Origin of the sequence: Agromyces larvae (assembly GCF_022811705.1) — a bacterium.
Lineage (GTDB): Bacteria > Actinomycetota > Actinomycetes > Actinomycetales > Microbacteriaceae > Agromyces > Agromyces larvae.
The window spans coordinates 2,649,022-2,672,371 of the sequence record NZ_CP094528.1 but is presented as its reverse complement, the minus strand read 5'-3'; the positions used below and the strand labels follow the sequence as shown (position 1 = coordinate 2,672,371).

Genomic DNA, 23,350 nt, shown 5'->3' with positions numbered 1-23,350 from the left:
GATGCCGGGGTGGCCGAAAGGACCGGGATCCTTCCACGGAAGAGGGCCCGTACGTGTATCGAGATGCGGCGTTGGTGACTTCATGCGCGCCAACGTACGCCGCCGCCACGGTGGCGCATCAGGGCTGGCCCCCGAACGCCGTCTACACGGACGGTGCCTCCAGGACCGCGACGCCATATGTCCGACATACGGGGATGCCCGCGCGGCTCGGGTAGCACCGGGTGTCAAATACGCGGCCATTTCGGGGGGAGGGTGAGCAGTTCCTCGCCAACCCCGTCAGCATCGCCAGCCTCCTGGGACGCTGGGTGGGGACTGTGGGGCTCGTGATGAGTCCGCAATCAGTCCGCAAGAAGTTCGAACGCGTCCAATCATGCCCAACACCTGCCAATAAGGGAATGGCTGGCCAACGGGCAAATCCGTTGACCAGCCATCATCACCAGTCACGCGTGACTACATGTTGATCATGTGCCCGGCCAGCCCGTGGAACGCCTCCTGCAGCGCCTCCGACAGGGTCGGGTGGGTGTGCACGTTGCGGGCGAGCTCGAGGGCGCCGAGGTCCCACTTCTGCGCGAGGGTGAGCTCGGGCAGCAGCTCCGAGACATCCGGCCCGACCATGTGGCCGCCCAGCAGCTCGAGGTGCTTCTTGTCGGCGACGAGCTTCACGAAGCCGACCGGGTCGCCCAGGCCGTTGGCCTTGCCGTTCGCCGAGAACGGGAACTTCGCGACGACCACGTCGTACCCTTCGTCGCGGGCCTGCTGCTCGGTCAGCCCGAACGAAGCGACCTGCGGCGAGCAGAACGTGGCGCGCGGCATCATTCGGTAGTCGCCGAGTTCCATGGTCTCGGCGTCGCCGATGGTCTCGGCTGCGACGACGCCCTGCGCCTCGGCGACGTGCGCGAGCATGAGCTTGGCGGTGACGTCGCCGATCGCGTAGATGTGCGGCACGTTCGTGCGCATCCGCTCGTCGATCGCGATGGCGCCGCGCTCGGTGAGCGTCACGCCGGTCGCCTCGAGGCCGAAGCCCTCGACGTTCGGCGCGAAGCCGACCGCCATGAGCACCTTGTCGGCCTCGAGCGAGCCGGGCTGCCCGTCGGCGCCGGTGTAGCTGACCGTGACCGAAGAGCCGTTGTCGACGACCGTGTCGACGCGGGTCGACGCGAGGATCGGGATGCCGATGTTGCGGTACTGGCGGGTGATCTCCTTCGAGACCTCGACGTCTTCGTTCGGCAGCGCGCGGTCGAGGAACTCGATCACGGTCACCTCGACGCCGTAGTTGCGCAGCACGTACGCGAACTCCATGCCGATGGCGCCGGCGCCGACGATCGCGATCGAGCGGGGCAGCTCGCGCGTGAGGATCTGCGTCTCGTAGGTGACGACGTTCTGCGAGAGCTGCACGCCCGGCAGCAGGCGCACGCGCGACCCGGTCGCGATGATCGCGTTCGCGAAGGTCAGCTGCTCGACCGAGCCGTCGGCCTTGCGCACATCGATCGCGTTCGGGCCGGTGAAGACGCCGCGGCCGTCGAACTCGGCGATGCCGTTCTTCTTCATCAGGAAGTGCACGCCCTTGACGTGCTTCTCGGAGACCTGGCGGCTGCGGTCGAACGCGGCGCCGAAGTCGAACTGCACGTCGCCCGAGATGCCGAAGGTCTTGGCCTGGTCGTGGAAGATGTGCGCGAGCTCGGCGTTGCGCAGCAGCGCCTTGGAGGGGATGCAGCCGACGTTGAGACAGACGCCGCCCCAGTAGCGCTCCTCGATGACGGCGACCTTCTGGCCGAGTTGGGCGGCGCGGATGGCGGCCACGTACCCGCCGGGGCCCGCGCCGAGGACGATGACGTCGAAGTGGGTGGTCATGGGTTCCAGCCTAGAACCGGTCGGATGCCTCGTGCCCGGGGTTGTCCGCAGGCCCGGCGTCCTTCGCAGGGCCGGCGTCGTTCGCCGGCCGCAGCGGCACGCCGCGCACCACGAGCAGCACCACGAGCACGGCTCCGCCGAAGATCGCGATGTCGGCGACGTTGCCGATGAACCAGTGCGCGTAGGCGATGAAGTCGACCACGTGGCCCTGGCCGAACCCGGGCTCGCGCAGCAGCCGGTCGAGGAAGTGCGTGATCGCGCCGCCGAGCAGCAGCCCGAGGCAGATCGCCCAGGCGCGCGAGCGGGTGCGCCGCACGAACCACGCCGCGACGACGATGCCGACCCCGGCGAGGATCGTGAAGACCCACGTGCTGCCCGTGCCGAGCGAGAACGCGGCACCGGGGTTGTACACGAGCTGGAGCCCGAGCAGATCGCCGAGCAGGGGAGTGCGCACGCCCGGTTCGAGCGACTGCTCGGCCCAGAGCTTGGTGAGCTGGTCGGCCGCGATGACCGCGATCGCGACGGCCACGGCGATCCACGGCGCCGCGGCGGTCCATCGGCCCGGATGCCGCGAGGGCTCCGGCTCGGGCTCGGGCTTGCGGTCGGGCTCGGACTGCTCAGTCACCGGAACATCCTCGCACGGGTCGGAACTGCCGACCTTCGGCGGGTTCCGGACAGCGTGGTCGGCGGCCGATGCGGTACGCCGACCGCGGTCGTACGCTCGTCGCGTGAGTTCCCGCACCACCGATTCGACCGCGTCCGCCGACACCGCGTCCGCCCGGGTCCGGCGACCCTCCGCGCTGTCGGCCTGGTTGCAGTTCCTCGGCATGGGGCTCGTGTGGGGTGCGAGCTTCCTGTTCATGAAGGTCGCGCTCGAGGGCGTCTCGTTCGGGCAGGTCGCCTGGTCGCGCACCATGCTGGGTGCGATCGCGCTCGGCCTGGTCGTGCTCGTCACGCGGCCCAGGGTGACGGATGCCTCCGGCACGGCCGGCCCGGTGCTGCCGCGCGAACCCGTGGTGTGGGGGCACTTCCTCGTGGTGTCGCTCACGACGTGCGTCATCCCGTACCTCAGCTTCGCGTGGGCCGAGCAGTACGTGTCGTCGAGCCTCGCGTCGATCTACAACGCGACGACGCCGATCATGACCGCCCTGATGGCGACGCTGGTGTTCCGCGTGGAGCGGCTCGGCGGCAGCCGGTGGTTCGGCGTGGGGCTGGGCATCCTGGGGGTGCTCGTCGTGATCGCGCCGTGGCAGCTCTCGGGGCTCACGGGGAGTCTGGCGGGACAGCTCGCGTGCCTGCTCGCGACGCTCTGCTACGGGTTCACGTTCGGGTATCAGCGCCGGTTCCTCAGCCACCGGCCGATCGCGCCGGCGACGTTCGCGTTCCTGTCGATCGGGGTGTCGGCGGTGGTCATGCTCGCGCTCACGCCGTGGCTCGCGATCGGGCCGGTGACGCTCGACTGGCGGGTGGTCGGTTCGCTGCTGGCGCTCGGCGTGCTCGGCACGGGACTCGCCTACATCTGGAACATCAACGTGCTGCGGGCCTGGGGGCCGACCGGGGTGTCGACCGTGACCTATGTGACGCCGGTGGTGGGGGTGGCGCTCGGCATGGTGCTGCTCGGCGAGCAGTTGAGCTGGCACGAACCGGTCGGCGCCGTGCTGGTGCTGCTCGGCATCCTGTTCGCGCAGGGCAGGCTCCGGATGCCGGGGCGCCGCGTCGAGCCGTGAGCAGCTACGCGACGTCGGGGCGGGTCATCAGCGGGGCTCGGAGGTGCCGCAGCAGGTCCGGGCCGGTCAACGGCACCGTGGTCCACACCGCGTGGGCCGTCCCTTCGCGGGGGTCGACCGTGAGGCGGACGCGATGCGGACTGCTGATGACGTAGACGTCGGCGACGAAGGCGTCGCCGTCCCAGGCTCCGGCGGCGCGGATCGGGCGCCCGAGCGGCGAGCTGTGCTCCCATCGCCCGTCGCCGATCCGGAGGTCGAAGAGCCCCTCGAATCGCGCTCGCCAGCCGTCGTGCGTCGGTTCGAGCAGCACCGCCGTGCCGTCGGGAAGGGCGGAGTCCGCAGGCGAGGAGTCGAGCGTCGCGGCGACGGGGAGTTGCGGGCCGGGCGGACCGCCGGGTACGGGCAGCGGCAGTGAGAGCGTGCGCAGCCGCTCGGCGAGGGCTTCGTCGTCGGCCGGTGCGGCTGCCTGGTCGATGCCGGGGAGCAGGCAGTCCCAGACGGCGTCGAGCACGTCCTGCGCCTGCTGCACGGTGCGCTCTGCCGACGTCACGACCACGACGAGGTCGTGCGCGGGCACGACGATGCAGTGCTGCCCGTAGGCGCCGCTGCCGTGGAAGCCGTGGCGCGACATCCAGATCTGATAGCCGTAGCCGCTGAGATAGTCGGCGCCGACGCCGCCCTCGTCGTAGGGGCGGCTCTCGACGTGCGATCGGGTTGCGAGCTCGACGTAGTCGCGGGGCACGAGTTGCCGCTCGCCCCAGCGGCCCCCGCGCAGCAGCAGCTCGCCGAACGCGGCGACCGCTTCGGTCGTCAGGTGGAGCCCGTGGAATCCGAACGCGAGGCCGCTCGCGACGCGGTCCCATTCGCCCGCCTCGATGCCCATGGGGTCGAACAGCCGCTCGTCGAGGTAGTCGGGAAGCTCGCGGCCGGTGACCCGTTCCACCATGCGGGCCAGGATGAAGGTGGTCGCGTTGTCGTAGGTGTGGAGCGTGCCCTCGGGTGCGGCGAACGGCAGTCGCAGGAATCCTCTGACCAGATCGCCCGGCTCGAGCCGCCAGGCCTCCTCGAGGGTGTCGGTCGGATGCCCCGCGGTCATCGAGAGCAGGTGGTGCGCGGTGATGCGCCGCCCCTGAGCGGTTACGTCGTCGGGGACGTGCTCGGGCAGCACGTCGACCAGGCGGTCGTCGAGCGAGAGCAGGCCGTCGGCGATCGCGAGACCGACCGCGATCGAGGTGAACGACTTCGTCAGCGAGTAGAGGAGGTGCGGCTGTGCAGCGGAGTACGGTGCCCACCACCCTTCCGCCACGATGCGCCCGTGACGCACGACCATCAGCGAGTGGCATTCGATCGCCTGCTCGTCGAGCCGGTCCAGCAGCGCCGTGACGGCGAGGGGGGACACCCCTTCTCGCGAAGGAGCCGAGCGGGGCAGGAGCATGCGGGGCGGCATCCGGTCACCCTAGGCCGTGTTGCTAAACACCTTCAGCCTCCGAGTCGGCGAGTCTTGAACGCGTGTCGCGTGATGTGATCTCTGACGAGGCCTGGGCTGTGATCGGTCCGCTGTTCCCGAGGGAGAAGTTGACGGGGCGGCCGCCGGTGGATCGGCGCACGGTGGTCGAGGCGACGGCATGGCGGTTTCGTACGGGCGCGCCGTGGCGAGACGTGCCCGAGCGATTCGGGAACTGGAACACGATCTACAAGAACTTCAACCGGTGGTCCGAGCAGGGCGTGTGGGCGCGGGTGCTGGAGAAGACGCAGTCGCTCGCGCAGCAGTCCGGGGACCTGGATTGGGTCGCGTCAATCGACTCCACTATCGTGCGCGTGCACCAGCACGGCGCGACACTTCCCCGCACCACAGGGGGCTCTGTCGAACTACAAGAAATTCGGTGACGAGCCGTCAGATCATGCGATCGGCCGCTCCCGCGGCGGATTGACGACGAAGAACCACCTGGTCTGCGACGGAAGGGGCAGGGCTCTCGCGTTCATCCTCACCCCCGGGCAAGCGGCGGATACAAGCATGCTTGCCGCGACGCTGAGTGAGATCCGCGTTCCGGGTGCTCGGGGCAGGCCACGGTCCCGGCCGGAGCGTGTGCTCGCTGACAAGGGCTACCCGTCGAAGGCGAACCGGGCATGGCTGCGAGAGCGCGGGATCGCCGCGACGATCCCCGAACGCGACGATCAGATCGCGCACCGACGCAAGCGCCGCGGACGACCGATCGACTTCGGCGGCCAGCAGCGGGCCCGCTACCGCGGCCGCAACGTCGTCGAGCGGTGCTTCAACAAGCTCAAGCAGTGGCGCGGCATCGCGATGCGCTCAGACAAGACCGCCCGCAACTACCACGCCGGCCTCTGCCTCGCCGCGACGCTCCACTGGATCTCGAGCACCGGGAAGATCCCGACTTAGGTTCGAGCGGGCAGTGTCTGGACGTGCCTCAGGTCCCGAGCCCGGAGCTACCCAGATAATCTGGGGGCATGCCTGCCCGGAACTCATTGAGGATCGAAAACGGGAACCTCATCATCGTTCCCAAAGGACTGGACAAGCTCTGGGGCTTCAGGAGGAAGCTCACCGTCCCGCTGTCCAGTGTTACGAATGTGTCCGTGGAACCCGCCCCCTACCAGATTGCTACTGGATGGCGTGGCCCGGGACTGGACATCTCCGGCAAGCTCGTCGGCACATTTCATCCCAAGGGTGAGCGGCATTACTGGAACTACTCGGGAACCGGCGCCGCACTCAGCATCCGGCTCGACGAAGCCGAGCACTTCCGCCAGCTCTACCTATCCGTGGACGATGCTGCGACTTCGCGGCAGCTGATCCTGCAGGCCACGCCGTCGCGGTCAACGAAGTAGCCAGCCGATAGAGATCGAGCTCTCACACCCGCCAGGCTTTAGCAACACGTCCTAGCGGCACTTCGTGGTGTTCGAACGCGTCCCGGCCGGATGTCGCGCAGGGGGTTGACATCACCGCGGTTCAGTGGTTCATTAGTCGAGTAATGAACCAACAGAGTTAGGCGGGTATGGACGAATCGCGCCCGATCTTCATCCAGATCGCCGAGCAGGTCGAGAACGACATCATCGACGGCACCCTGCTCGAGGGCAGTCAGATCCCGTCGACCAATGAGTTCGCGGCGTTCCTCCGGGTCAACCCGGCCACCGCGCTGAAAGGGGTGAACCGCCTTGTCGACGACGGCATCGTGGAGAAGCGGCGGGGCATCGGCATGTTCGTGACGGCCGGCGCCAGGGAGCGTCTCATCGAGCGCCGGCGGGCCGAGTTCGCCGCGCAGTACCTCAGACCACTCATGGTCGAAGCCGAGAAGCTCGGCATCGGCCCCGAAGAACTCGCGGCGATGGTCCGCGCAGAGAGGATCGCATCATGACCCGCACCGTCGCCAGGGCGACCGGGCTCACCAAGCGCTACGGCTCGTTCACGGCCGTCGACGCCGTCGACTTCACGCTCGAGGAGAACCGCATCTACGGGCTCCTCGGCCGCAACGGGGCCGGCAAGACGACGATCATGCAGTTGCTCACGGGCCAGCTGTTCCCCGACGCCGGCGCCCTCGAGGTCTTCGACCGCGAACCGGCCGAACACGCCGACGTGCTGCGCCGCATGTGCTTCATCGCCGAGTCGCAGCGCTACCCCGACAGCTTCAAGGCCGCGCACGTCTTCAAGGCCGCGCCCTGGTTCTTCGAGCACTGGGACGCCGAGTTCGCCGAGCGGCTCATCGCCGACTTCCGGCTGCCGCTGAACCGCTACGTCAAGAAGCTCTCGCGCGGGCAGCTCTCGGCCGTCGGCGTGATCGTCGGGCTCGCGAGCCGCGCGCCGCTCACGTTCTTCGACGAGCCCTACCTCGGCCTCGACGCCGTCGCGCGGCACATCTTCTACGACCGCCTGCTCGAGGACTACGCCGAGCACCCCCGCACGATCGTGCTCTCGACGCACCTGATCGACGAGGTCGCGAACCTGCTCGAGCATGTCATCCTCATCGACCAGGGCCGCATCCTGTTCGACCGCGACGCCGACGAGCTGCGCGGGTCCGCGACGACCATCGCCGGGCCGCGCGCCGCGGTCGAGTCGTTCACGGCCGACCGGCCCGTCATCGGCCGCGACAACCTCGGCGGGCTCGCGTCGGTCACGATCGACGGCCGGCTCGACCAGGCCGAGCGGGTCACGGCCGCCGAACTCGGGCTCGAGCTCGCGCCGGTCTCGCTGCAGCAGCTCATCATCCACCTGACCGGCACCGACCTGAGTGCCGACTCGACCGACCGGGAGGTCGCCGCATGAGCGCCGTCATCGATCAGCCGATCGTGCGCACCGAGGCCCGTTCGCGGGCCCACGAGATCTGGCGCGTCGTGCGCCTGCACGCCGTCAACCCGTCGGTGTTCTTCGGCATCCCGTGGATCATCCTCGGCTCCGCCTGGGCCATCATGATGGTCATCGGGCTCATCATCACGGGCGCGGGCGGCCCTGCCGAGAACATGGCCGTGGGCATGCGCTACAGCTGGGCGGTGCTCTCGCCCCAGTGGTACCTCGTGGTCGTCGGCGTGCAGGCGATCGGCCTGACCTTCTCGTTCGCGCTCGGCTTCGGCACCACGCGGCGCGACTTCTGGATCGGCACGAGCGTGATGTTCGGCATCGTCTCGTTCTTGAACGCCGTCGCGATCGCCACGCTCGTGCAGATCGAGAAGGCGACCGGCGGCTGGGGGATCGGCATCGCGATGTTCGATTCGCTCTGGTACGGCCAGCAGGGCTGGCTCACCGACTTCTACACGACGCTGGCGATGCAGTTGCTGGTGTTGTTCATCGGCGCGAGCGTGACGACGGTGTACATGCGGTGGCGCATGCGGGGCATGCTGGTCGTGACGTTCAGCGCGATCGCGCTGTTCCTCGCCTTCATCGCGACCATGACCTTCAGCAACGGCTGGATGTCGCTCTTCACGTGGTTCGCCTCCATCGGCATCGTCGGCGGATTCACGATCGTGCTCGGGCTCGCCCTGGTCTGCGCCCTCGGCGGGTACCTCGTGATCCGGCGGGCGACTCCCCGCTGATCGCACGACCCGCCGCGTGCAGGAACCCGGCCGTGCAGTAATGTGAATCTCGATTCACATTACTGCACGGCCGAGCGAGGTTCCCGATGACGAGTGTCCCCCTGATCACGGCCCGCGATCTGGCGGCGGTGGTGCGAACGCCCGGCGGCGAGCCGCTGCTCGAGCCGGTCACGGTCGCGGCCCCCGGGCCCGGCGAGCTGCTCGTGCGCATCCTCGCCTCGGGCGTGTGCCACACCGACCTCGTCGCGATCGACGGCGGCACGGGGTATCCGCTGCCCGCGGTCTTCGGGCACGAGGGCGCGGGCGTCGTCGAGGCCGTCGGCACCGGCGTCGACCGGGTGCGGGTCGGCGACCGGGTGGTGCTCGGGTTCGACTCGTGCGGGGCGTGCCGGGCGTGCCGCGACGGGCATCCGTCGTCGTGCGCGCGGTTCGCCGACCTCAACAACGCCCCCGTGCGCGACGCGCTCTCGATCGCCGACAGCGGCGAAGCGCTCACCACCGGATGGATGTCGCAGTCGTCCTGGGCGACCCGGGTGATCGCGCGCGAGTCGAACGCGGTGGTGATCGCCGACGACGTGCCGCCGAGCATCGCCGCGCCGCTCGGCTGCGGCGTGCTCACGGGTGCCGGCACCGTGTTCAACGTGCTGCGCCCCGGCGCCGACGACGGCCTGCTCGTGATCGGCGCCGGCGCGGTCGGGCTGGCCGCGGTGATGGCGGCCGCGGTCGCCGGATGCCGCGACATCCTGGTCAGCGATCCCGTGCCCGCCCGCCGTGCGCTCGCGCTCGAGCTCGGTGCGACCGCCGCGGTCGCACCCGACGACCTCGCGGGGCTGCTGCGCACGACCGGCCAGATGCGGTACGTGCTCGACACGGTCGGCACGCAGCCGGCGATGGATGCCGCGATGGCCGCGCTCGGCCCGCGCGGGGTGTGTGCGACGGTCGCGCTGCGCCCCGGTGCGAACCGGCTGTCGATCGCCCAGGGGCGACTGCTCTGGGGTCGCACCCTCACCGGCGTCATCGAGGGCGACGCGGTGCTCGACCGCGACATCACGCGCCTGCTGGCCCTGTGGCGGGCGGGGCGGTTCCCGGTGGAGCGGCTGGTCGCCGAGTACGACTTCGATGACATCGGCCGGGCGGTCGCGGACGCGCGCGCGGGCCGCGCGGTGAAGGCGGTGCTGGTGCGGCGGGATGCCACGGATGCCACGGATGCTTCGCTGCGCGAGCCGCTCGCGCCGGCGACCGAGGCCGTGGCCGGCGAGGCATCCGACCCGCTGCGCACACTGCGCGACCGATCGCTGTCGGATGCCGCGCTCGCCGAGCTCTGGCGCTCGCTGCCGCCGGTGCGCACCGACGAGCTGCGCGGGTTCTGGCGGGGATGGGCGGTGACGACCGGGCACCGCGCCGAGCGGCTGCTCGATCGCATGCGGTGGGTCGGCAAGCGGTTCCGCGCCGACGACGACGTCGACCCGATCGTGTGCCGCGGCGCCGACGGAGGGCTCGTCGCCGACACCGGCTTCTCGAAGGGCGGCGCCTCGCTCTGGCGGATCGAGCGCGACGGCGTCGTCACCGCCGCGATGGTGTACGACGCGTTGCCGATCGTCGACAGCTTCACGCGCCTGTCGGCCGATGCGGTGCTGGGCGTGATGGGCGGGCGCGACACGCGCGACGACGGGCGCGAGTTCTACTTCGTGCTCGAACGCGACGAGACCCCGCCCGCCTGACGGCGAACGGGGTCTCCGGCGCGGGTCGCCCGCAGCTCACGCCCCGAGCGCCTCCTCGGGCCGCTCGGCCGCCGCGAGGGCGGCGGCATCGGGCACGTAGCCCTCGACGTGCCGCTCGGCCGGCCCGTCGTACGCCGAGAGCGGGCGGATGAGCGCGTTCGACGCGGCCTGCTCGAGGATGTGCGCCGTCCACCCGGTCACGCGCGATGCGACGAACAGCGGCGTGAAGGTGAGCGTGTCGAACCCGATGAGCGCGTACGCGGGCCCCGACGGGAAGTCGAGGTTCGGGTAGATGCCCTTGCGGGCGACGAACTCGGCTTCGAGCGCGTGGGTCAGCTCCGCGACATCCGGCCGGTCGTAGTGGGCGACGAGCGTGTCGAGGGCCGCCTGCATGGTGGGCACCCGCGAATCCCCGCGCTTGTAGACCCGGTGGCCGAACCCCATGATCTTGCGCTTCTGCGCGAGCGCGTCGTCGAGCCACGCGCCGACCCGGGAGGCGTCGCCGATCTCGTCGAGCGTGTGCTGCACCGCTTCGTTCGCGCCGCCGTGCAGCGGCCCCTTCAGCGCGCCGATCGCGGCGACGACCGCCGAGTGCAGGTCGCTGAGCGTCGAGGTGACCACCCGTGCCGTGAACGTCGAGGCGTTGAACGAGTGCTCGGCGTAGAGGATCATCGACCGGTTGAACGCGTCGACGACGACCGGGTCGGCCTCTTCGCCGAACGTCATCCAGAGGAAGTTCGCCGCGTAGTCGAGGTCGTCGCGCGGTTCGATCGGTTCGAGTCCGCGTCGGCGGCGCTGACCGTAGGCGACGATCGCGGGCAGGGCGGCGAACAGACGGATGCTCCGCGCGAGGTTGTCGGCGGGGCTGCCGCCGACCTCGAGCACGCTGTCGATGCCGGCGGTCTCGATCGCGCCGATGACGCTGACCGCGGTGCGCACCTCGTCCATCGGGTGCGTGTCGAGCGGCAGCAGGTCGATGGCCGCGCGCACGCGCGGGGCGAGGGCGCGGTGGGCGCGCTCCTCGCGGCGCAGGTCGGCGAGTTCGTCGGCGGTCGGCAGTTCGCCGTGCCAGAGCAGGTGGGCCACGGCCTCGAACGGCTGGGTCGCGGCGAGCTCCTGCACCGGGTAGCCCCGGTAGAGCAGGGAGTTCGTCTCGGGGTTGACCTTCGAGATCGCCGTCGTGTCGACGACGACGCCGGCGAGCCCCTTCTTGATGTCGGTCGGTGCGGTCACGGTCGCTCCTTCGTGATGGTGAAGTTGTAGATGTCGGTGTCGAAGTGGTTGTAGCCGGGGTAGTCGACGAGGTCGTAGAGCTCGGCGCGGTGCTGCATCTGGTCGAGTTGCGTTTGCAGCGAGCCGGATGCTTCGAGTTCGTCGAGTCCGCGCATCGCGGAGCCCATCGCGAGGCGCAGCAGCGAGACCGGCCAGATCACCAGGTTCATGCCCACATCGCGCAACTGGTCGACCGTGAACAGGTCGCTCTTGCCGAACTCGGTCATGTTCGCCAGCAACGGCACGTCCACCGCGTTGCGGACCGCTTCGAACTCGGCCAGGGTCGCCATCGCCTCGGGGAAGATCGCGTCCGCACCCGCATCCACCAGCGCCTTCGCACGGTCGATCGCCGCATCCAACCCCTCGACCGCACGGATATCGGTACGCGCCATGATCAAGAAGTTCTCATCCCGGCGCGCGTCGACCGCGGCCGCGATGCGCTGCAGCGCGGTGTGCTGGTCCACGACCTGCTTCCCGTCCAGGTGCCCGCACCGCTTCGGATTCACCTGATCCTCGATATGCAGGCCGGCCAGGCCCGCGTCCTCGAGCTCCTGCACGGTGCGGGCCACGTTCATCGGCTCACCGAACCCGGTATCCGCATCGATGATCGCCGGCAACTCCGTCATCCGTGCGATCTGCCGACCCCGCCCCGCGACCTCGCTGAGCGTGGTCAACCCGATATCGGGCAACCCGAGATCGGCCGCGAGCACCGCACCCGAGACGTACACCCCCTCGAACCCGCGCTGCTCGATCAACCGCGCCGACAACGGGTTGAACGCACCCGGGAACCGCAACAACTCCCCCGACGCGAGCCGCTCACGAAACGCACGCCGCTTCTCATGCGCCGGAGTCTTCGCATACAACATCAGAAGAGCCCGGTCGGTGCGGGGAAGGCGGTGAGCACGCCGGGCGCAGCCACGATCGTGAGCTGTCGCACCTCGTCGGCGGTGAGCTGGGGCAGTCGCTGCGCGAGGTCGAGGAACCGCTCGATCTCGGCCGCTTCGAGGGTCTGCTCGGCGAGGGTGCGGAACTTCTTCACGTAGTCGGCCCGCGCGAACGGGCAGGCACCGAGCGGGTGCGCGTCCGCGACCGCGATCTCGTCGACGATCTCGCCGCCGTCGGCGAGCTTGATCACCACCCGACCGCCGAACGCCTTCTCGTTCGGGTCGTCGGAGTGGTACCTGCGGGTCCACTCGGCGTCCTCGGCCGTGGTGACCTTCTTCCAGAGTTCGACGGTGTCGGGTCGGTGGGCGCGTTCCGGCGCGTAGGAGTGAGCGTGATGCCACGCGCCGTCCTGCAGGGCGACGGTGAAGATGTACGGGATCGAGTGGTCGAGCGTCTCGCGCGAAGCATCCGGATCGTATTTCTGCGGGTCGTTCGCACCCGACCCGATGACGTAGTGCGTGTGGTGCGAGGTGTGCAGCACGATCGATGCGATCGCGGACGGGTCGGCGAGGTCGGGCCGCTCGGTGTGCAGCTTGCGGGCCAGGTCGATCCAGGCCTGCGCCTGGTACTCGGCCGAGTGCTCCTTCGTGTACGAATCGAGGATCGCCCGCTTCGCCTCGCCGGGTGCGGGCAGCGGGACGTCGTATGAGGCATCCGCCCCGTCGAGCAGCCACGCGATCACGCCGTCCTCGCCCTCGTAGATGGGCGACGGGCTGGTCTCGCCGCGCATCGCACGGTCGACCGCCTCGACCGCCATCTTCCCGGCGAACGCGGGCGCGTGCGCCTTCCACGTCGATATCTCGCCCTTGCGCGACTGGCGCGTCGCGGTCGTGGTGTGCAGCGCCTGCCCGACCGCCTGGTACACGGTGTCGACCGGCAGCCCGAGCAAGGTGCCGATGCCGGCCGCGGCCGACGGCCCGAGGTGCGCGACGTGGTCGATCTTGTGCCGGTGCAGCGAGATGGCGCGCACCAGATCGATCTGGATCTCGTACCCGGTCGCGATGCCGCGCACGAGCGCCGCGCCGTCGGCGCCGACATGCTGCGCGACGGCCACGATCGGCGGGATGTTGTCGCCCGGGTGCGAGTACTCCGCCGCGAGGAACGTGTCGTGGAAGTCGAGTTCGCGCACCGCGACCCCGTTCGCCCACGCCGCCCACTCGGGGCTCGTGCGCCTGACGGCGTCGGCACCGAACACCGTCGCGCCTGCGCCGCCGGTGGAGACGGGGTGCGAGAGCGCCTGGCTGCGTGCGGCGATCACGGGCGCACGGGTCAGGGATGCCGCGGCGACCGCCGCGTTGTCGATCACGCGGTTCACGATCATGTCGACCACGTCGTCGTCGACGGCCACGGGGTCGGCGGCCACCTCGGCGATGCGCCACGCGAGCTGGCCCTCCTTCGGCAGGTGCTCGTCGCTGCGGTGGACACGGGTGGGATGGGGCTGGGTCATGGTCCTCTTCTCGGGGGTGGGGGAGGGATGCGTCTGCGCGACGCCGTCTTCTCGGAACGGGGGTTATCGGGCGGTCACGGTGCCGAACAGCCGGGCGATCGGTGCGAGCACCAGCGGTCGAGCGGCCACGACGGCACCGACGATGACGACGAGCGATGCGGCGAAGAACCAGAACCCCGTCCAGTCGTCGGCGGAGGCGGTCGGGTCGGCCGAGCCGCGCGCGGCGTACATGTGGTTCAGGTTGCGCAGCGCCCCGGTCGCGAACACGAGCAGCACGTGCACGACCGTGAACGCCACGAAGTAGAGCATCACCGGGAAGTGCACCCGGCGAGCCCACTCCATCGGGATGACCCGGGCGAGCCCGCCCTGCCGTTTCGGCCACCACATGCTCATGCGGTAGCCCGTGATCGCGGCGAGCGGGGCGGCGAGGAACACCGTCGCGAAGTAGGCGAGCTGCTGCAGCGAGTTGTAGTTCACCCAACCGTTCTCGGTCGGCCAGTCGAGCGAGGCGTACTGCAGCGCCGCCGACAGCGCGTTCGGGAACACCTCCCAGCTCGTCGGCACGATGCGCATCCACTGCCCGGTCGCTGCGAGCAGCACGACGAAGAGCACGCCGTTCGCCAGCCAGAACACGTCGAGCGACTGGTGGAACCAGGCGGGCAGCCCGATCTTCGCCTTCGGGTCGCGCTTCGGCGCCCACAGCGCCTTGGGTCGGCGCTCGGTGCGCACCTGCAGGCCCGACTTCACGATCAACGCCATCAGGAACACGTTGAAGAAGTGCTGCCAGCCGAGCCATGCCGGGATCCCGACGGGCGCCGCGTCGGGCAGGCGGTACTCGCCGGGGTAGGCGACGAGGAAGTCGCGCATGGCCGGCAGGTCGAGCAACCACCGCGTGCCCAGCACGACGAGCGCGGCGACGACCAGCACGCCGACGAGGCCGACGGCGGTCGCGCCGACCCACTGCCGCGTCGTGAACGGCCCGTGGCGAACGGGTTCGGGTGCCGAAGGCGCGGTCGACCGCGCTTCGGACGCGCGCGCAGACGGTTCGGGCGCGACGGATGCTTCGGCGGATGCCACGGGTTCGGCCGATGCCTCGGATTCGGCGGATGCCTCGGGTTCGGCGGATGCCACGGGCTTCACGTCGGCCGCTTCCGCGACGATCGGTGCCCCGGCGCGCTCGGGTGCGAGCCCCGCCGGCGGCCAGGGCTCGCCGCCCGCGACCCGCGGCAACCCGCGGCGCAGCGCGACCGTGCCCGCCACCGTGGGACGAGGCGTGCGTCCCGGATCCGAGGACCCGGTCGCGAGGTCTCGAGTCGCGTCCTCGCTGCGCTCGGGCGAACCCGTCTCCGCTGGTCGAGGAGCGGGCGACGAAGGAGCACGCGTCTCGAGACCCGGTGAGACGACGGCCGGAGCCGATGCGGGCGGCCAGGGCTCGCCGCCCGCGACCCGGGGGAGCCCGCGCCGCAGGGGCCGTACCGGCTGAGCGGACCCGGTCGCGAGGTCGCGAGACGCGTCCTCGCTGCGCTCGGGCGAACCCGCCTCCGCTGGTCGAGGAGCGGGCGACGAAGGAGCACGCGTCTCGAGACCCGGTGAGACGACGGCCGGAGCCGATGCGGGCGGCCACGGCTCGCCGCCGGGCACCCGCGGCAGCCCGCGTCGGAGGTTCGTCGTCGAGGTGGCCATCGTCACGCCCGCTTCGACTCGAGGGCCTCGATGAGCTGCGGCACCACCCGGAACACGTCGCCGACGACGCCGAAGTCGGCGATCTCGAAGATCGGCGCGTCGGCGTCGGTGTTGACCGCGACGATGGTCTTCGCCGTCTGCATGCCGGCACGGTGCTGGATCGCACCCGAGATGCCGAGCGCGATGTAGAGCTGCGGCGACACCGAGACCCCGGTCTGGCCGACCTGATGCGCATGCGGGATGTACCCCGCGTCGACCGCCGCACGGGACGCGCCGACGGCCGCGCCGAGCGCGTCGGCGAGCCGGCCGACGAGTTCGAACTGCGCTTCGGACCCGAGACCCCGCCCGCCCGACACGACCTTCGCGGCACCGCGGAGCTCGGGCCGCGTCGAGGTCGCCTCGACGGCGTCGACCGAGCCGACGGTCGCGCCGCGTCGGCCCGACGGCGTCACCTCGAGCCGCTCGACGACGGGGGCGTCGACCGCGGCGGCGCGTGCGTCGATCGCGCCCTGGCGCACGGTGATGACGGGCGCGCCGAACGTCACAGCCGAGTCGACGTCGTACGCGCCGCCGTACACCGAGTGGTGCGCGACCACGCCCTCGTCGTCACGGGACACGCCCACGGCGTCGACCGCGAGGCCCGAGCGGCTGCGTGCCGCGAACCGTGCGGCGGCTTCGCGGCCGTCGAGCGAGTTCGAGACGAGCACCGCGTCGGGCTGCACGAGCCGGGCCGCCGCCTCGAGTGCGTCGGCGGCGGGCACGGTGAGCGTGTCGCCGCCCGGGGCGAGCAGCACGCGGCCGGCGCCGAGGGCGGCCGCGTCGCGAGCGAGCGCGTCGGGGTCGGCGCCGGAGCCGGCGCCGCCGTCCCCGCCGCCGACGATGAGCGCGACGGGCGTGCCCACGGCGGCGGCGGCGCCGAGCAGCCCGGCGGAGCTCTTCGCGAGCGCCCCGGCGGGGGTCACGTCGAGCAGCACGAGGATCGAGTCGGGTGCGTGGTCGGTCATCGGGAGCTCCGTCGGTCTACGCGAGTCGGTTCTGGATCAGGAAGTCGGCGAGCTGCACGCCGGCGTCGCCGTCGTCGACGATCTTCACGCCGGCCTGCCGGGGCGGCCTGGGGGCGACGCGCAGCATGATCGAGCGGGCCGCGTCGGGGTCGTCGGCGTCGACGCCGAGGTCGGCGAGCGCGAGGGCGTCGAGCGGCTTCTTCTTGGCGGCCATGATGCCCTTGAAGGTCGCGATCCGGGCGTCGGGCAGCGCTTCGGTGATCGACGCGACGGCGGGCAGCGCGGCCGACACCCGTACGGTGGCCCCGTCGGTCGCCCGCACGCCGCGGATCTCGCCGTCGCCGATCTGGACCGAGTCGAGCCCGGTGACGTTCGGCACGTCGAGGAGTTCGGCGACCATGGCCGGCAGCACGCCGCCGACGCCGTCGGTCGACCGGTCGCCGGCGAGCACGAGGTCGAATCCGACGCGCCGGATCGCGGCGGCGAGCACCTCGGCGGTGAGCCCGAGGTCGGCGCCGAGGAGCGCGTCGTCGACCACCTGCACGGCCGAGCCGGCGCCGATCGCGAGCACCTTGCGCAGCGTGGTCGCCGCGGACGCGGGCGCCATCGTGAGCGCGACCACCTCGGTGCCCTCGTGCGCGTCGGCGTAGGCGAGGGCGACCTCGAGCGCGCGTTCGCCGATCTCGTCGAGCACCGGGTCGCTCGCGTCGCGCCGGGCGAGCCCGGTCTCGAGGTCGAGGACGCGGTCTCCGTAGGTGTCGGGCACCTCTTTCACCAGGACGACGATCTTCATCGCGGAGTTCCTTCCTTCGCGTGGGCGGTGTCGCGGGGCGCGGCGGTGTCGCGGGGCGCGCCGGTGTCGTGCTCGAGTGCCGCCGCGGCCGCGTCGAGCAGGGCGGGCACGCCGTGTTCGAGCCGCGGACCGAACGTGTCGCCGGGCCGCTGGCCGTCGAGCCAGCGGGTGCGGATCGCCTCGCAGAACACGGCGGCCTTCCACAGCGCGAGGGCTTCGTACCAGGCCAGCTCCGAGGCATCCAGCCCGGTGCGTTCCTCGTAGCGTGCGACGAGCTCGGCGCGGGTGGGGAAGCCCGGTTCGGCGGTCGCGGGGGTGAGGTCCATGACGGTGGATGCCGCGGAGTCGGCCCCGCCCGCACCGGGCTCGGTGTACGTGGCGGCGAGATAGCCGAGGTCGGCGAGCGGGTCGCCGAGGGTCGCCATCTCCCAGTCGAGGATGGCGGCGATCTCGCCGGGCGCGGCGAACATGAGGTTGCCGAGTCGGAAGTCGCCGTGCACGACCGAGGCCCGCTGCGATACGGGCAGACGCTCGGCGAGTCGGGCGGCGAGCTCGTCGACGAGCGGCAGCTCGCGGCGCGAGACGGACGGCCACAGCGAGGCGAACCGGGACACCTGCCGGGCGAGGTACCCGTCGGGGCGGCCGAGCGCCGCGACGTCGTCGTCGAGCGGCACGGCGTGCAGGTCGGCGAGCGCGTCGACCGCGGCGTACGCGGTCGCCGCTCGCGCCTCGGGCGTCTCGTACCCGGCGGGAAGCGACGTGGTGAGCACGTCGCCGTCGACGTAGTCCATCAGGTAGAACGGTACGCCGAGCACGGCATCGTCGTCGCATACGGCGAGGATGCGCGGCACCGGCACCCCGTGCGCGGCGAGCGCGGCCTGGATGCGGGCCTCGCGGAGCATGTCGTGCGTCGACGGCGGCAGCGGCGGTCGCGGGCCGCGGCGGAGCACCAGCCGCCGCCCGCCGCGGTGCAGTTCGAAGGTGACGTTCGACTGGCCGTCGCCGATGCGCCGCCAGGCGAGGGCGCCGGGGGCGACGCCGAGGTCGTCGAGGCGGCGGTCGAGCGCGTCGACCACGAGCAGGGGCGGGCGGTCGCAGGCGGATGCCTCGTCGGCGGTCTGCACGACGTCGAGGCCGTCGGGGAGCGAGGTGAGCCCGGTCATGCGCCCGCCTCGCTCGCATCGCGCGCGCCGGCGGGCACGTCGAGCCGCGGCGCGCCGGCCTCGCGCTCGCGGCGCCGCCGTGACGACGCGCGGCGGGCGATCGCCATGCGGTGGGTCTCGCTCGAGCCGTCGTAGACGCGGAACGGGCGCACCTCGTTGAGCCAGGCGATGAGGGGGAGCTCGAGGGTGACCCCGTCGCCGCCGCAGAGCTGCACGGCCCGGTCGATGACGCGGTACACGGCCTCGGCGCAGTGCACCTTCGCGATGGACGAGAGTGCGGCGCCCGCCCGCTCGTCGACGGTCAGCGCTCCGACGGCCCGGTCGATGATCGCGTCGCACGTCGCGAGGTCGATCTCGGAGTCGGCGATCAGCGTCTGCGCGATGCCGAGGTCGGCGAGCCGGCTGCCGAACAGTTCGCGCGCGCCGACCCGGTCGAGCGCGGTGTCGTGGGCTCTGCGGGCGAGCCCGAGCCAGCGCATGCAGTGGGTGAGTCGCGCGGGCGCGAGCCGCACCTGCGCGTGCCGGAACCCCTCACCCGGGGTGCCGAGCACGTCGGCGTCGGCGACGAACACGTCGTCGAGGTCGACGTGCGGGTGCCCGCCCGTGATCGCGGTCTCCATGGTGCGGATCCGGTGCCCGAGGGTGAGGCCCTCGGCGCCCATCGGCACGAGGAACATCGTCGCGGCCTCGGGCCCGAGCTCGGGGGTGCGCGCCATGACGATCGCGAAGTCGGCCTCCTCGGCGCCCGAGATGAACCGTTTGCGACCGCTGACGACCCAGCCGCCGTCGACCCGGCGGGCCGAGGCGGCCAGCGCGGCCGGGTCGGAGCCGGCGCCCGGGTGCGGCTCGGTCATCGCGAAGCACGAGCGGGTGAGCCCGGCGGCGAGCGGGGCGAGGTAGCGCTGCTGCTGGTCGTCGTCCGCGATGCGCTCGAGCAGGTACATGTTGCCCTCGTCGGGGGCCATGCAGTTGAGCACGGCCGGCCCGATCAGCGAGTAGCCGGCCTCCTGGAACACGGGCGACCACTCGGCGAGCGGCAGCCCGCCGCCGCCCAGGCGGGCGGGCACGTGCGGGGCGAAGACCCCGGCCTCGCGGGCGGCGCCGCGGAGCGCGGCGAGCACGTCGGCGGCGAGCGGTGTGCCGGCGGGCGGTTCCGCGGGGATGACCGCCTCGCGGATGAACGCACGCGTGCGCGCGCGGAGCGCGGAGGCATCCGCCCCGGCGTTCACGCCACGCCTCCCGCCGCGAGCAGGCCGCCGTCGAGCGTGAGCACCTGGCCGGTCACCCAGGCCGCCTCGTCGGAGCAGAGGTACGCGGCGGCGGCCGCGGCATCCTCGGGCTCGCCGAGCCGGCCGAGCGGGTAGCGGGCCGCGACGCCGGGCTCGTCGTGCTCGTACAGGGCGCGCGCGAAGCGGGTCTTCACGACCGCGGGTGCGAGCGCGTTGACGCGGACGCGCGGTGCCAGCTCGACCGAGAGCGTCGTCGTGAGATGCGATACGGCCGCCTTGCTCACGCCATACCAGCCGATGCCCGGCGAGGGCACCTGGCCGGTGACCGACGAGAGATTGAGCACCGCGGCGCCCGGCCGATCGCCGAGGCCGGCCGAAAGCGCCTCCTGGGTCCAGCTGAGCGTGCCGAGCACGTTCACCTCGAGCACCTTGCGCGCCGCGTCGAGGTCGAGCTCGGCCAGCGGCCCGTACAGCGGGTTGATGCCGGCGTTGTTCACCAGCACGTCGACCCCGCCGAACGCGTCGACCGCGGTGCGGATCGCGGTGCGCCGGTGCTCGGGGTCGTCGGCACGGCCGGCGACGGTGCGGATGCGCCCGGCGAGGCCGGCGGTGCCTGCGCCGTCGTCGGGCACGTCGCGCCCGCCCAGCGCCTCGCGCCCGACCAGCGCGTCGCGGGCGGCGGCGAGGCCGGCGGTGCCTGCGCCGTCGTCGGGCACGTCGCGCCCGCCCAGCGCGTCGCGCCCGCCCAGCGCGTCGCGGGCGGCGGCGAGGCCGTCCTCCGAGCGGGCGGTGAGCAGCACCCGGGCGCCCTCGTCGAGCAGTCGCGCGGCGATGGCGAGCCCGATGCCCCGGCTCGCCCCCGTCACGACGGCGACGCGGCCCGCGAACCGTGCGCCGGGTGAGCCGGCGGTCTCCGTGATGGCCATGCACGCTCCCTTGCGTTCCTAATCGAAGATAAACGATTCGTTGCGCATCCCCGGTGAAACGTGGCATCCGCATCGCAGTTTTGAATATGATATAAAAAAACTCGTCGTTCGGGTCAACTCCGAACCGAACCCCCGCAGATCGAGGAAGATCGGAATCACATGGCCGGTGTCATCGGACAGCGCGACCTCTACGAGGACGAGCACGAACAGTTCCGCGAGATCGTCGACGCGTTCGTCGAGCAGCACGCCCGACCGAACGCCGACCGCTGGGATCGCGAGGGCCGCGTCGACCGCGACCTCTTCACGAAGGCCGCCGAGGCCGGCATCCTCGGCTTCGGCATCCCCGAGGAGTACGGCGGCGGCGGCACCGACGACTTCCGCTTCAACGCGATCATGGGCGAACAGCTCGCCCGCAATCCGGTGTCGTCGGGCATGGCCGGCATCGCCCTGTCGAACGACATCGTCATCCCGTACTTCACCGACCTCACCGACGACGCGCAGAAGGCGCGCTGGCTGCCGGGCATCGCCGCGGGCGAGCTCGTCGTCGCGGTCGCGATGACCGAACCGGGCACGGGCAGCGACCTCTCAGGCATCCGCACCAGCGCGGTGCGCGACGGCGACCACTACGTCGTGAACGGCTCGAAGATCTTCATCTCGAACGGGCAGAACGCCGACCTCGTCGCCACCGCGGTGCGCACGGGCGACGACCCGCACCGCGGTCTCAGCCTGCTCGTGATCGAAGCCGACACCCCCGGGTTCACCCGCGGGCGCAACCTCGAGAAGATCGGGCTGCACGCGCAGGACACCAGCGAGCTGGTCTTCCAGAACGTGCGCGTGCCGGTCGAGAACCTGCTCGGCGCCGAGGGCACCGGCTTCGCCGCCCTCATGCGCAACCTCCCGCAGGAGCGCATCTCGATCGCCGCCGCCGCGGTCGCCTCCAGCGAGGGCGTGCTCGAGCGCACCATCGCCTACGCGAAGGAGCGGGAGGCGTTCGGCCGCCCGATCGGCTCGTTCCAGAACACCCGGTTCGAGCTCGCCGACATGGTGACCGCCACGCGCGCGAGCCGCGCCTACCTCGACCACTGCCTGCGGCTGCACAACCGCGGCGAGCTGTCGGCCGAAGACGCGGCCGCGGCGAAGTTCCTCACCACCGAGCAGTACGTCGACATCGTGAACCGGTGCCTGCAACTGCACGGCGGGTACGGCTACATGCGCGAGTACCGCATCGCGCGCGACTACGAGGACGCGCGCATCACCACCATCTACGGCGGCACGACCGAGATCATGAAAGAGATCGTCGGCCGGAGCCTCGGACTCTGAAGGGCGGAGCAACCATGACCGACGCGTACATCTACGACGCGGTGCGCACACCGCGCGGCCGCAACCGCGGCGGCGCGCTGCACGGCATCAAGCCGGTCGACCTCGTCGTCGGCCTCATCGACGCGCTGCAGGAGCGCAACCCGTCGCTCGACGCGCAGCTCATCGACGACATCGTGCTCGGCGTCGTCTCGCCGGTCGGCGAGCAGGGCGGCGACATCGCGCGCACCGCGGCCCTCGTCGCCGGGCTGCCCGAGACGGTCGCCGGCGTGCAGCTCAACCGATTCTGCGCATCGGGCCTCGAAGCGGTGAACACCGCGGCGCAGAAGGTCGCGAGCGGATTCGACCAGCTCATCCTCGCCGGCGGCGTCGAATCGATGTCGCGGGTGCCGATCGGCTCCGACGGCGGCGCGTACGCCCAGGACCCGACGACGAACTACGACCTGTACTTCGTGCCGCAGGGCATCGGCGCCGACCTGATCGCCACGATCGAGGGCTTCAGCCGCGAGGACGTGGACGCGTTCGCGGTCGAGTCGCAGCGCCGCGCCGACGAAGCATGGCGCAACGGATGGTTCGCCAAGTCGGTCGTGCCCGTGAAAGACCAGAACGGCGTGACCGTGCTCGACACCGACGAGCACCGCCGGCCGGGGTCGACCGTCGCGACGCTCGCCGAGCTGCCGCCCGCGTTCGAGCGCCCCGGCGCCGAGGCGGGTTTCGACGCGGTCGCGCTGCAGAAGTACCACCACGTCGAGCGGGTGCGCCACGTGCACACCGCCGCGAACTCGTCGGGCATCGTCGACGGCGCCGCGCTCATGCTGATCGGCAGCCCCGAGATCGGCGAACGCCTCGGGCTCGCCCCGCGCGCCCGCATCGTGTCGACCGCGGTCACCGGCTCCGACCCGACGATCATGCTCACCGGCCCGACGCCCGCGACCCGCAAGGCGCTCGAGAAGGCCGGGCTCACGGTCGACGACATCGACCTGTTCGAGCTGAACGAGGCGTTCGCGTCGGTCGTCATGAAGTGGGAGAAGGACCTCGGCATCCCCCACGAGAACGTCAACGTCAACGGCGGGGCGATCGCCCTGGGGCATCCGCTCGGCGCCACCGGCGCGATGATCCTGGGCACGCTGCTCGACGAACTCGAGCGGCGCGACCTGCGTCGCGGGCTCGCGACGCTGTGCGTCGGCGCCGGCATGGGTATCGCAACGGTCATCGAGCGGGTGTGAGGAGAA

At 71.4% G+C, this 23,350-nt stretch carries 21 protein-coding genes; 9 read left to right on the top strand and 12 right to left on the bottom strand.

What is annotated here, in order from left to right:
* Positions 1-450: 450 nt before the first annotated feature.
* Positions 451-1,851, bottom strand: a complete 1,401-nt coding sequence (gene lpdA / locus MTO99_RS12895; protein WP_243554048.1) for a dihydrolipoyl dehydrogenase — start codon at positions 1,849-1,851, stop codon at positions 451-453.
* Positions 1,852-1,861: 10 nt separating this feature from the next.
* On the bottom strand, positions 1,862-2,476 hold the full coding sequence (locus MTO99_RS12890; protein WP_243554047.1) for a signal peptidase II: 615 nt from the start codon (positions 2,474-2,476) through the stop codon (positions 1,862-1,864).
* Positions 2,477-2,579: 103 nt separating this feature from the next.
* Here MTO99_RS12890 and MTO99_RS12885 point away from each other — a divergent pair, with 103 nt between their 5' ends.
* On the top strand, positions 2,580-3,578 hold the full coding sequence (locus MTO99_RS12885; RefSeq protein ID WP_354002485.1) for a DMT family transporter: 999 nt from the start codon (positions 2,580-2,582) through the stop codon (positions 3,576-3,578).
* A 4-nt stretch (positions 3,579-3,582) separates the two neighbouring features.
* Here the strand turns inward: MTO99_RS12885 and MTO99_RS12880 are convergent, their stop codons facing one another.
* Positions 3,583-4,977, bottom strand: coding sequence for a serine hydrolase domain-containing protein (locus MTO99_RS12880; protein ID WP_243554046.1), 1,395 nt, complete (start codon positions 4,975-4,977; stop codon positions 3,583-3,585).
* A 110-nt stretch (positions 4,978-5,087) separates the two neighbouring features.
* Between MTO99_RS12880 and MTO99_RS12875 the strand changes: the two genes are divergently transcribed.
* The 6 genes from MTO99_RS12875 (at position 5,088) to MTO99_RS12850 (ending at position 10,339) form a co-directional block, all read left to right on the top strand.
* A protein-coding gene (locus MTO99_RS12875; protein WP_435520756.1) for an IS5 family transposase occupies positions 5,088-5,979 on the top strand; the annotation gives its coding sequence in 2 pieces (ribosomal slippage) (positions 5,088-5,432 and positions 5,434-5,979; 891 coding nt in all).
* A gap of 68 nt (positions 5,980-6,047) precedes the next feature.
* Positions 6,048-6,422, top strand: coding sequence for a hypothetical protein (locus tag MTO99_RS12870; protein WP_243554045.1), 375 nt, complete (start codon positions 6,048-6,050; stop codon positions 6,420-6,422).
* A gap of 167 nt (positions 6,423-6,589) precedes the next feature.
* Positions 6,590-6,949, top strand: coding sequence for a GntR family transcriptional regulator (locus MTO99_RS12865; protein WP_149160782.1), 360 nt, complete (start codon positions 6,590-6,592; stop codon positions 6,947-6,949).
* Positions 6,946-7,854, top strand: coding sequence for an ABC transporter ATP-binding protein (locus MTO99_RS12860; protein WP_243554044.1), 909 nt, complete (start codon positions 6,946-6,948; stop codon positions 7,852-7,854). Before MTO99_RS12865 ends, MTO99_RS12860 begins: the two co-directional genes overlap by 4 nt.
* The gene (locus MTO99_RS12855) at positions 7,851-8,618 is read left to right on the top strand and encodes a hypothetical protein (RefSeq protein ID WP_243554043.1); all 768 of its coding nucleotides are present in this window, start codon (positions 7,851-7,853) and stop codon (positions 8,616-8,618) included. Before MTO99_RS12860 ends, MTO99_RS12855 begins: the two co-directional genes overlap by 4 nt.
* An 86-nt stretch (positions 8,619-8,704) precedes the next feature.
* Positions 8,705-10,339: an alcohol dehydrogenase catalytic domain-containing protein gene (locus MTO99_RS12850; protein ID WP_243554042.1), complete on the top strand. Its 1,635-nt coding sequence runs from the start codon at positions 8,705-8,707 to the stop codon at positions 10,337-10,339.
* A gap of 36 nt (positions 10,340-10,375) precedes the next feature.
* Here MTO99_RS12850 and MTO99_RS12845 read toward each other — a convergent pair whose 3' ends face one another.
* The 9 genes from MTO99_RS12845 to MTO99_RS12805 form a co-directional block, all read right to left on the bottom strand.
* Positions 10,376-11,572: a bifunctional 2-methylcitrate synthase/citrate synthase gene (locus tag MTO99_RS12845; protein WP_243554041.1), complete on the bottom strand. Its 1,197-nt coding sequence runs from the start codon at positions 11,570-11,572 to the stop codon at positions 10,376-10,378.
* A complete protein-coding gene (gene prpB, locus MTO99_RS12840) occupies positions 11,569-12,477 on the bottom strand; it encodes a methylisocitrate lyase (protein WP_243554040.1) in 909 nt (302 codons plus the stop codon). The genes MTO99_RS12845 and prpB overlap by 4 nt, the downstream gene beginning before the upstream one ends.
* Positions 12,477-14,003 carry an MmgE/PrpD family protein gene (locus MTO99_RS12835; RefSeq protein ID WP_243554039.1) on the bottom strand — a complete coding sequence of 509 codons (1,527 nt, stop codon included), beginning with the start codon at positions 14,001-14,003 and terminating at the stop codon, positions 12,477-12,479. The genes prpB and MTO99_RS12835 overlap by 1 nt, the downstream gene beginning before the upstream one ends.
* Positions 14,004-14,066: 63 nt before the next feature.
* On the bottom strand, positions 14,067-15,263 hold the full coding sequence (locus MTO99_RS12830) for a cytochrome b/b6 domain-containing protein (protein ID WP_243554038.1): 1,197 nt from the start codon (positions 15,261-15,263) through the stop codon (positions 14,067-14,069).
* Between the two features lie 425 nt (positions 15,264-15,688).
* Positions 15,689-16,690 carry an electron transfer flavoprotein subunit alpha/FixB family protein gene (locus MTO99_RS12825; RefSeq protein WP_243554037.1) on the bottom strand — a complete coding sequence of 334 codons (1,002 nt, stop codon included), beginning with the start codon at positions 16,688-16,690 and terminating at the stop codon, positions 15,689-15,691.
* A 16-nt stretch (positions 16,691-16,706) separates the two neighbouring features.
* A complete protein-coding gene (locus tag MTO99_RS12820; protein ID WP_243554036.1) occupies positions 16,707-17,483 on the bottom strand; it encodes an electron transfer flavoprotein subunit beta/FixA family protein in 777 nt (258 codons plus the stop codon).
* Entirely contained in the window at positions 17,480-18,646 is a 1,167-nt protein-coding gene (locus tag MTO99_RS12815) for a phosphotransferase family protein (RefSeq protein WP_243554035.1), read from the bottom strand. Before MTO99_RS12815 ends, MTO99_RS12820 begins: the two co-directional genes overlap by 4 nt.
* The gene (locus MTO99_RS12810; protein ID WP_243554034.1) at positions 18,643-19,875 is read right to left on the bottom strand and encodes an acyl-CoA dehydrogenase family protein; all 1,233 of its coding nucleotides are present in this window, start codon (positions 19,873-19,875) and stop codon (positions 18,643-18,645) included. Before MTO99_RS12810 ends, MTO99_RS12815 begins: the two co-directional genes overlap by 4 nt.
* Positions 19,872-20,801 carry an SDR family oxidoreductase gene (locus MTO99_RS12805; protein ID WP_243554033.1) on the bottom strand — a complete coding sequence of 310 codons (930 nt, stop codon included), beginning with the start codon at positions 20,799-20,801 and terminating at the stop codon, positions 19,872-19,874. The genes MTO99_RS12810 and MTO99_RS12805 overlap by 4 nt, the downstream gene beginning before the upstream one ends.
* A 159-nt stretch (positions 20,802-20,960) precedes the next feature.
* Between MTO99_RS12805 and MTO99_RS12800 the strand changes: the two genes are divergently transcribed.
* Complete coding sequence (locus MTO99_RS12800) at positions 20,961-22,121, top strand: acyl-CoA dehydrogenase family protein (RefSeq protein WP_243554032.1); 1,161 nt, start codon at positions 20,961-20,963, stop codon at positions 22,119-22,121.
* A 14-nt stretch (positions 22,122-22,135) separates the two neighbouring features.
* On the top strand, positions 22,136-23,344 hold the full coding sequence (locus MTO99_RS12795) for an acetyl-CoA C-acetyltransferase (RefSeq protein WP_243554031.1): 1,209 nt from the start codon (positions 22,136-22,138) through the stop codon (positions 23,342-23,344).
* The last annotated feature ends 6 nt before the right edge of the window (positions 23,345-23,350 follow it).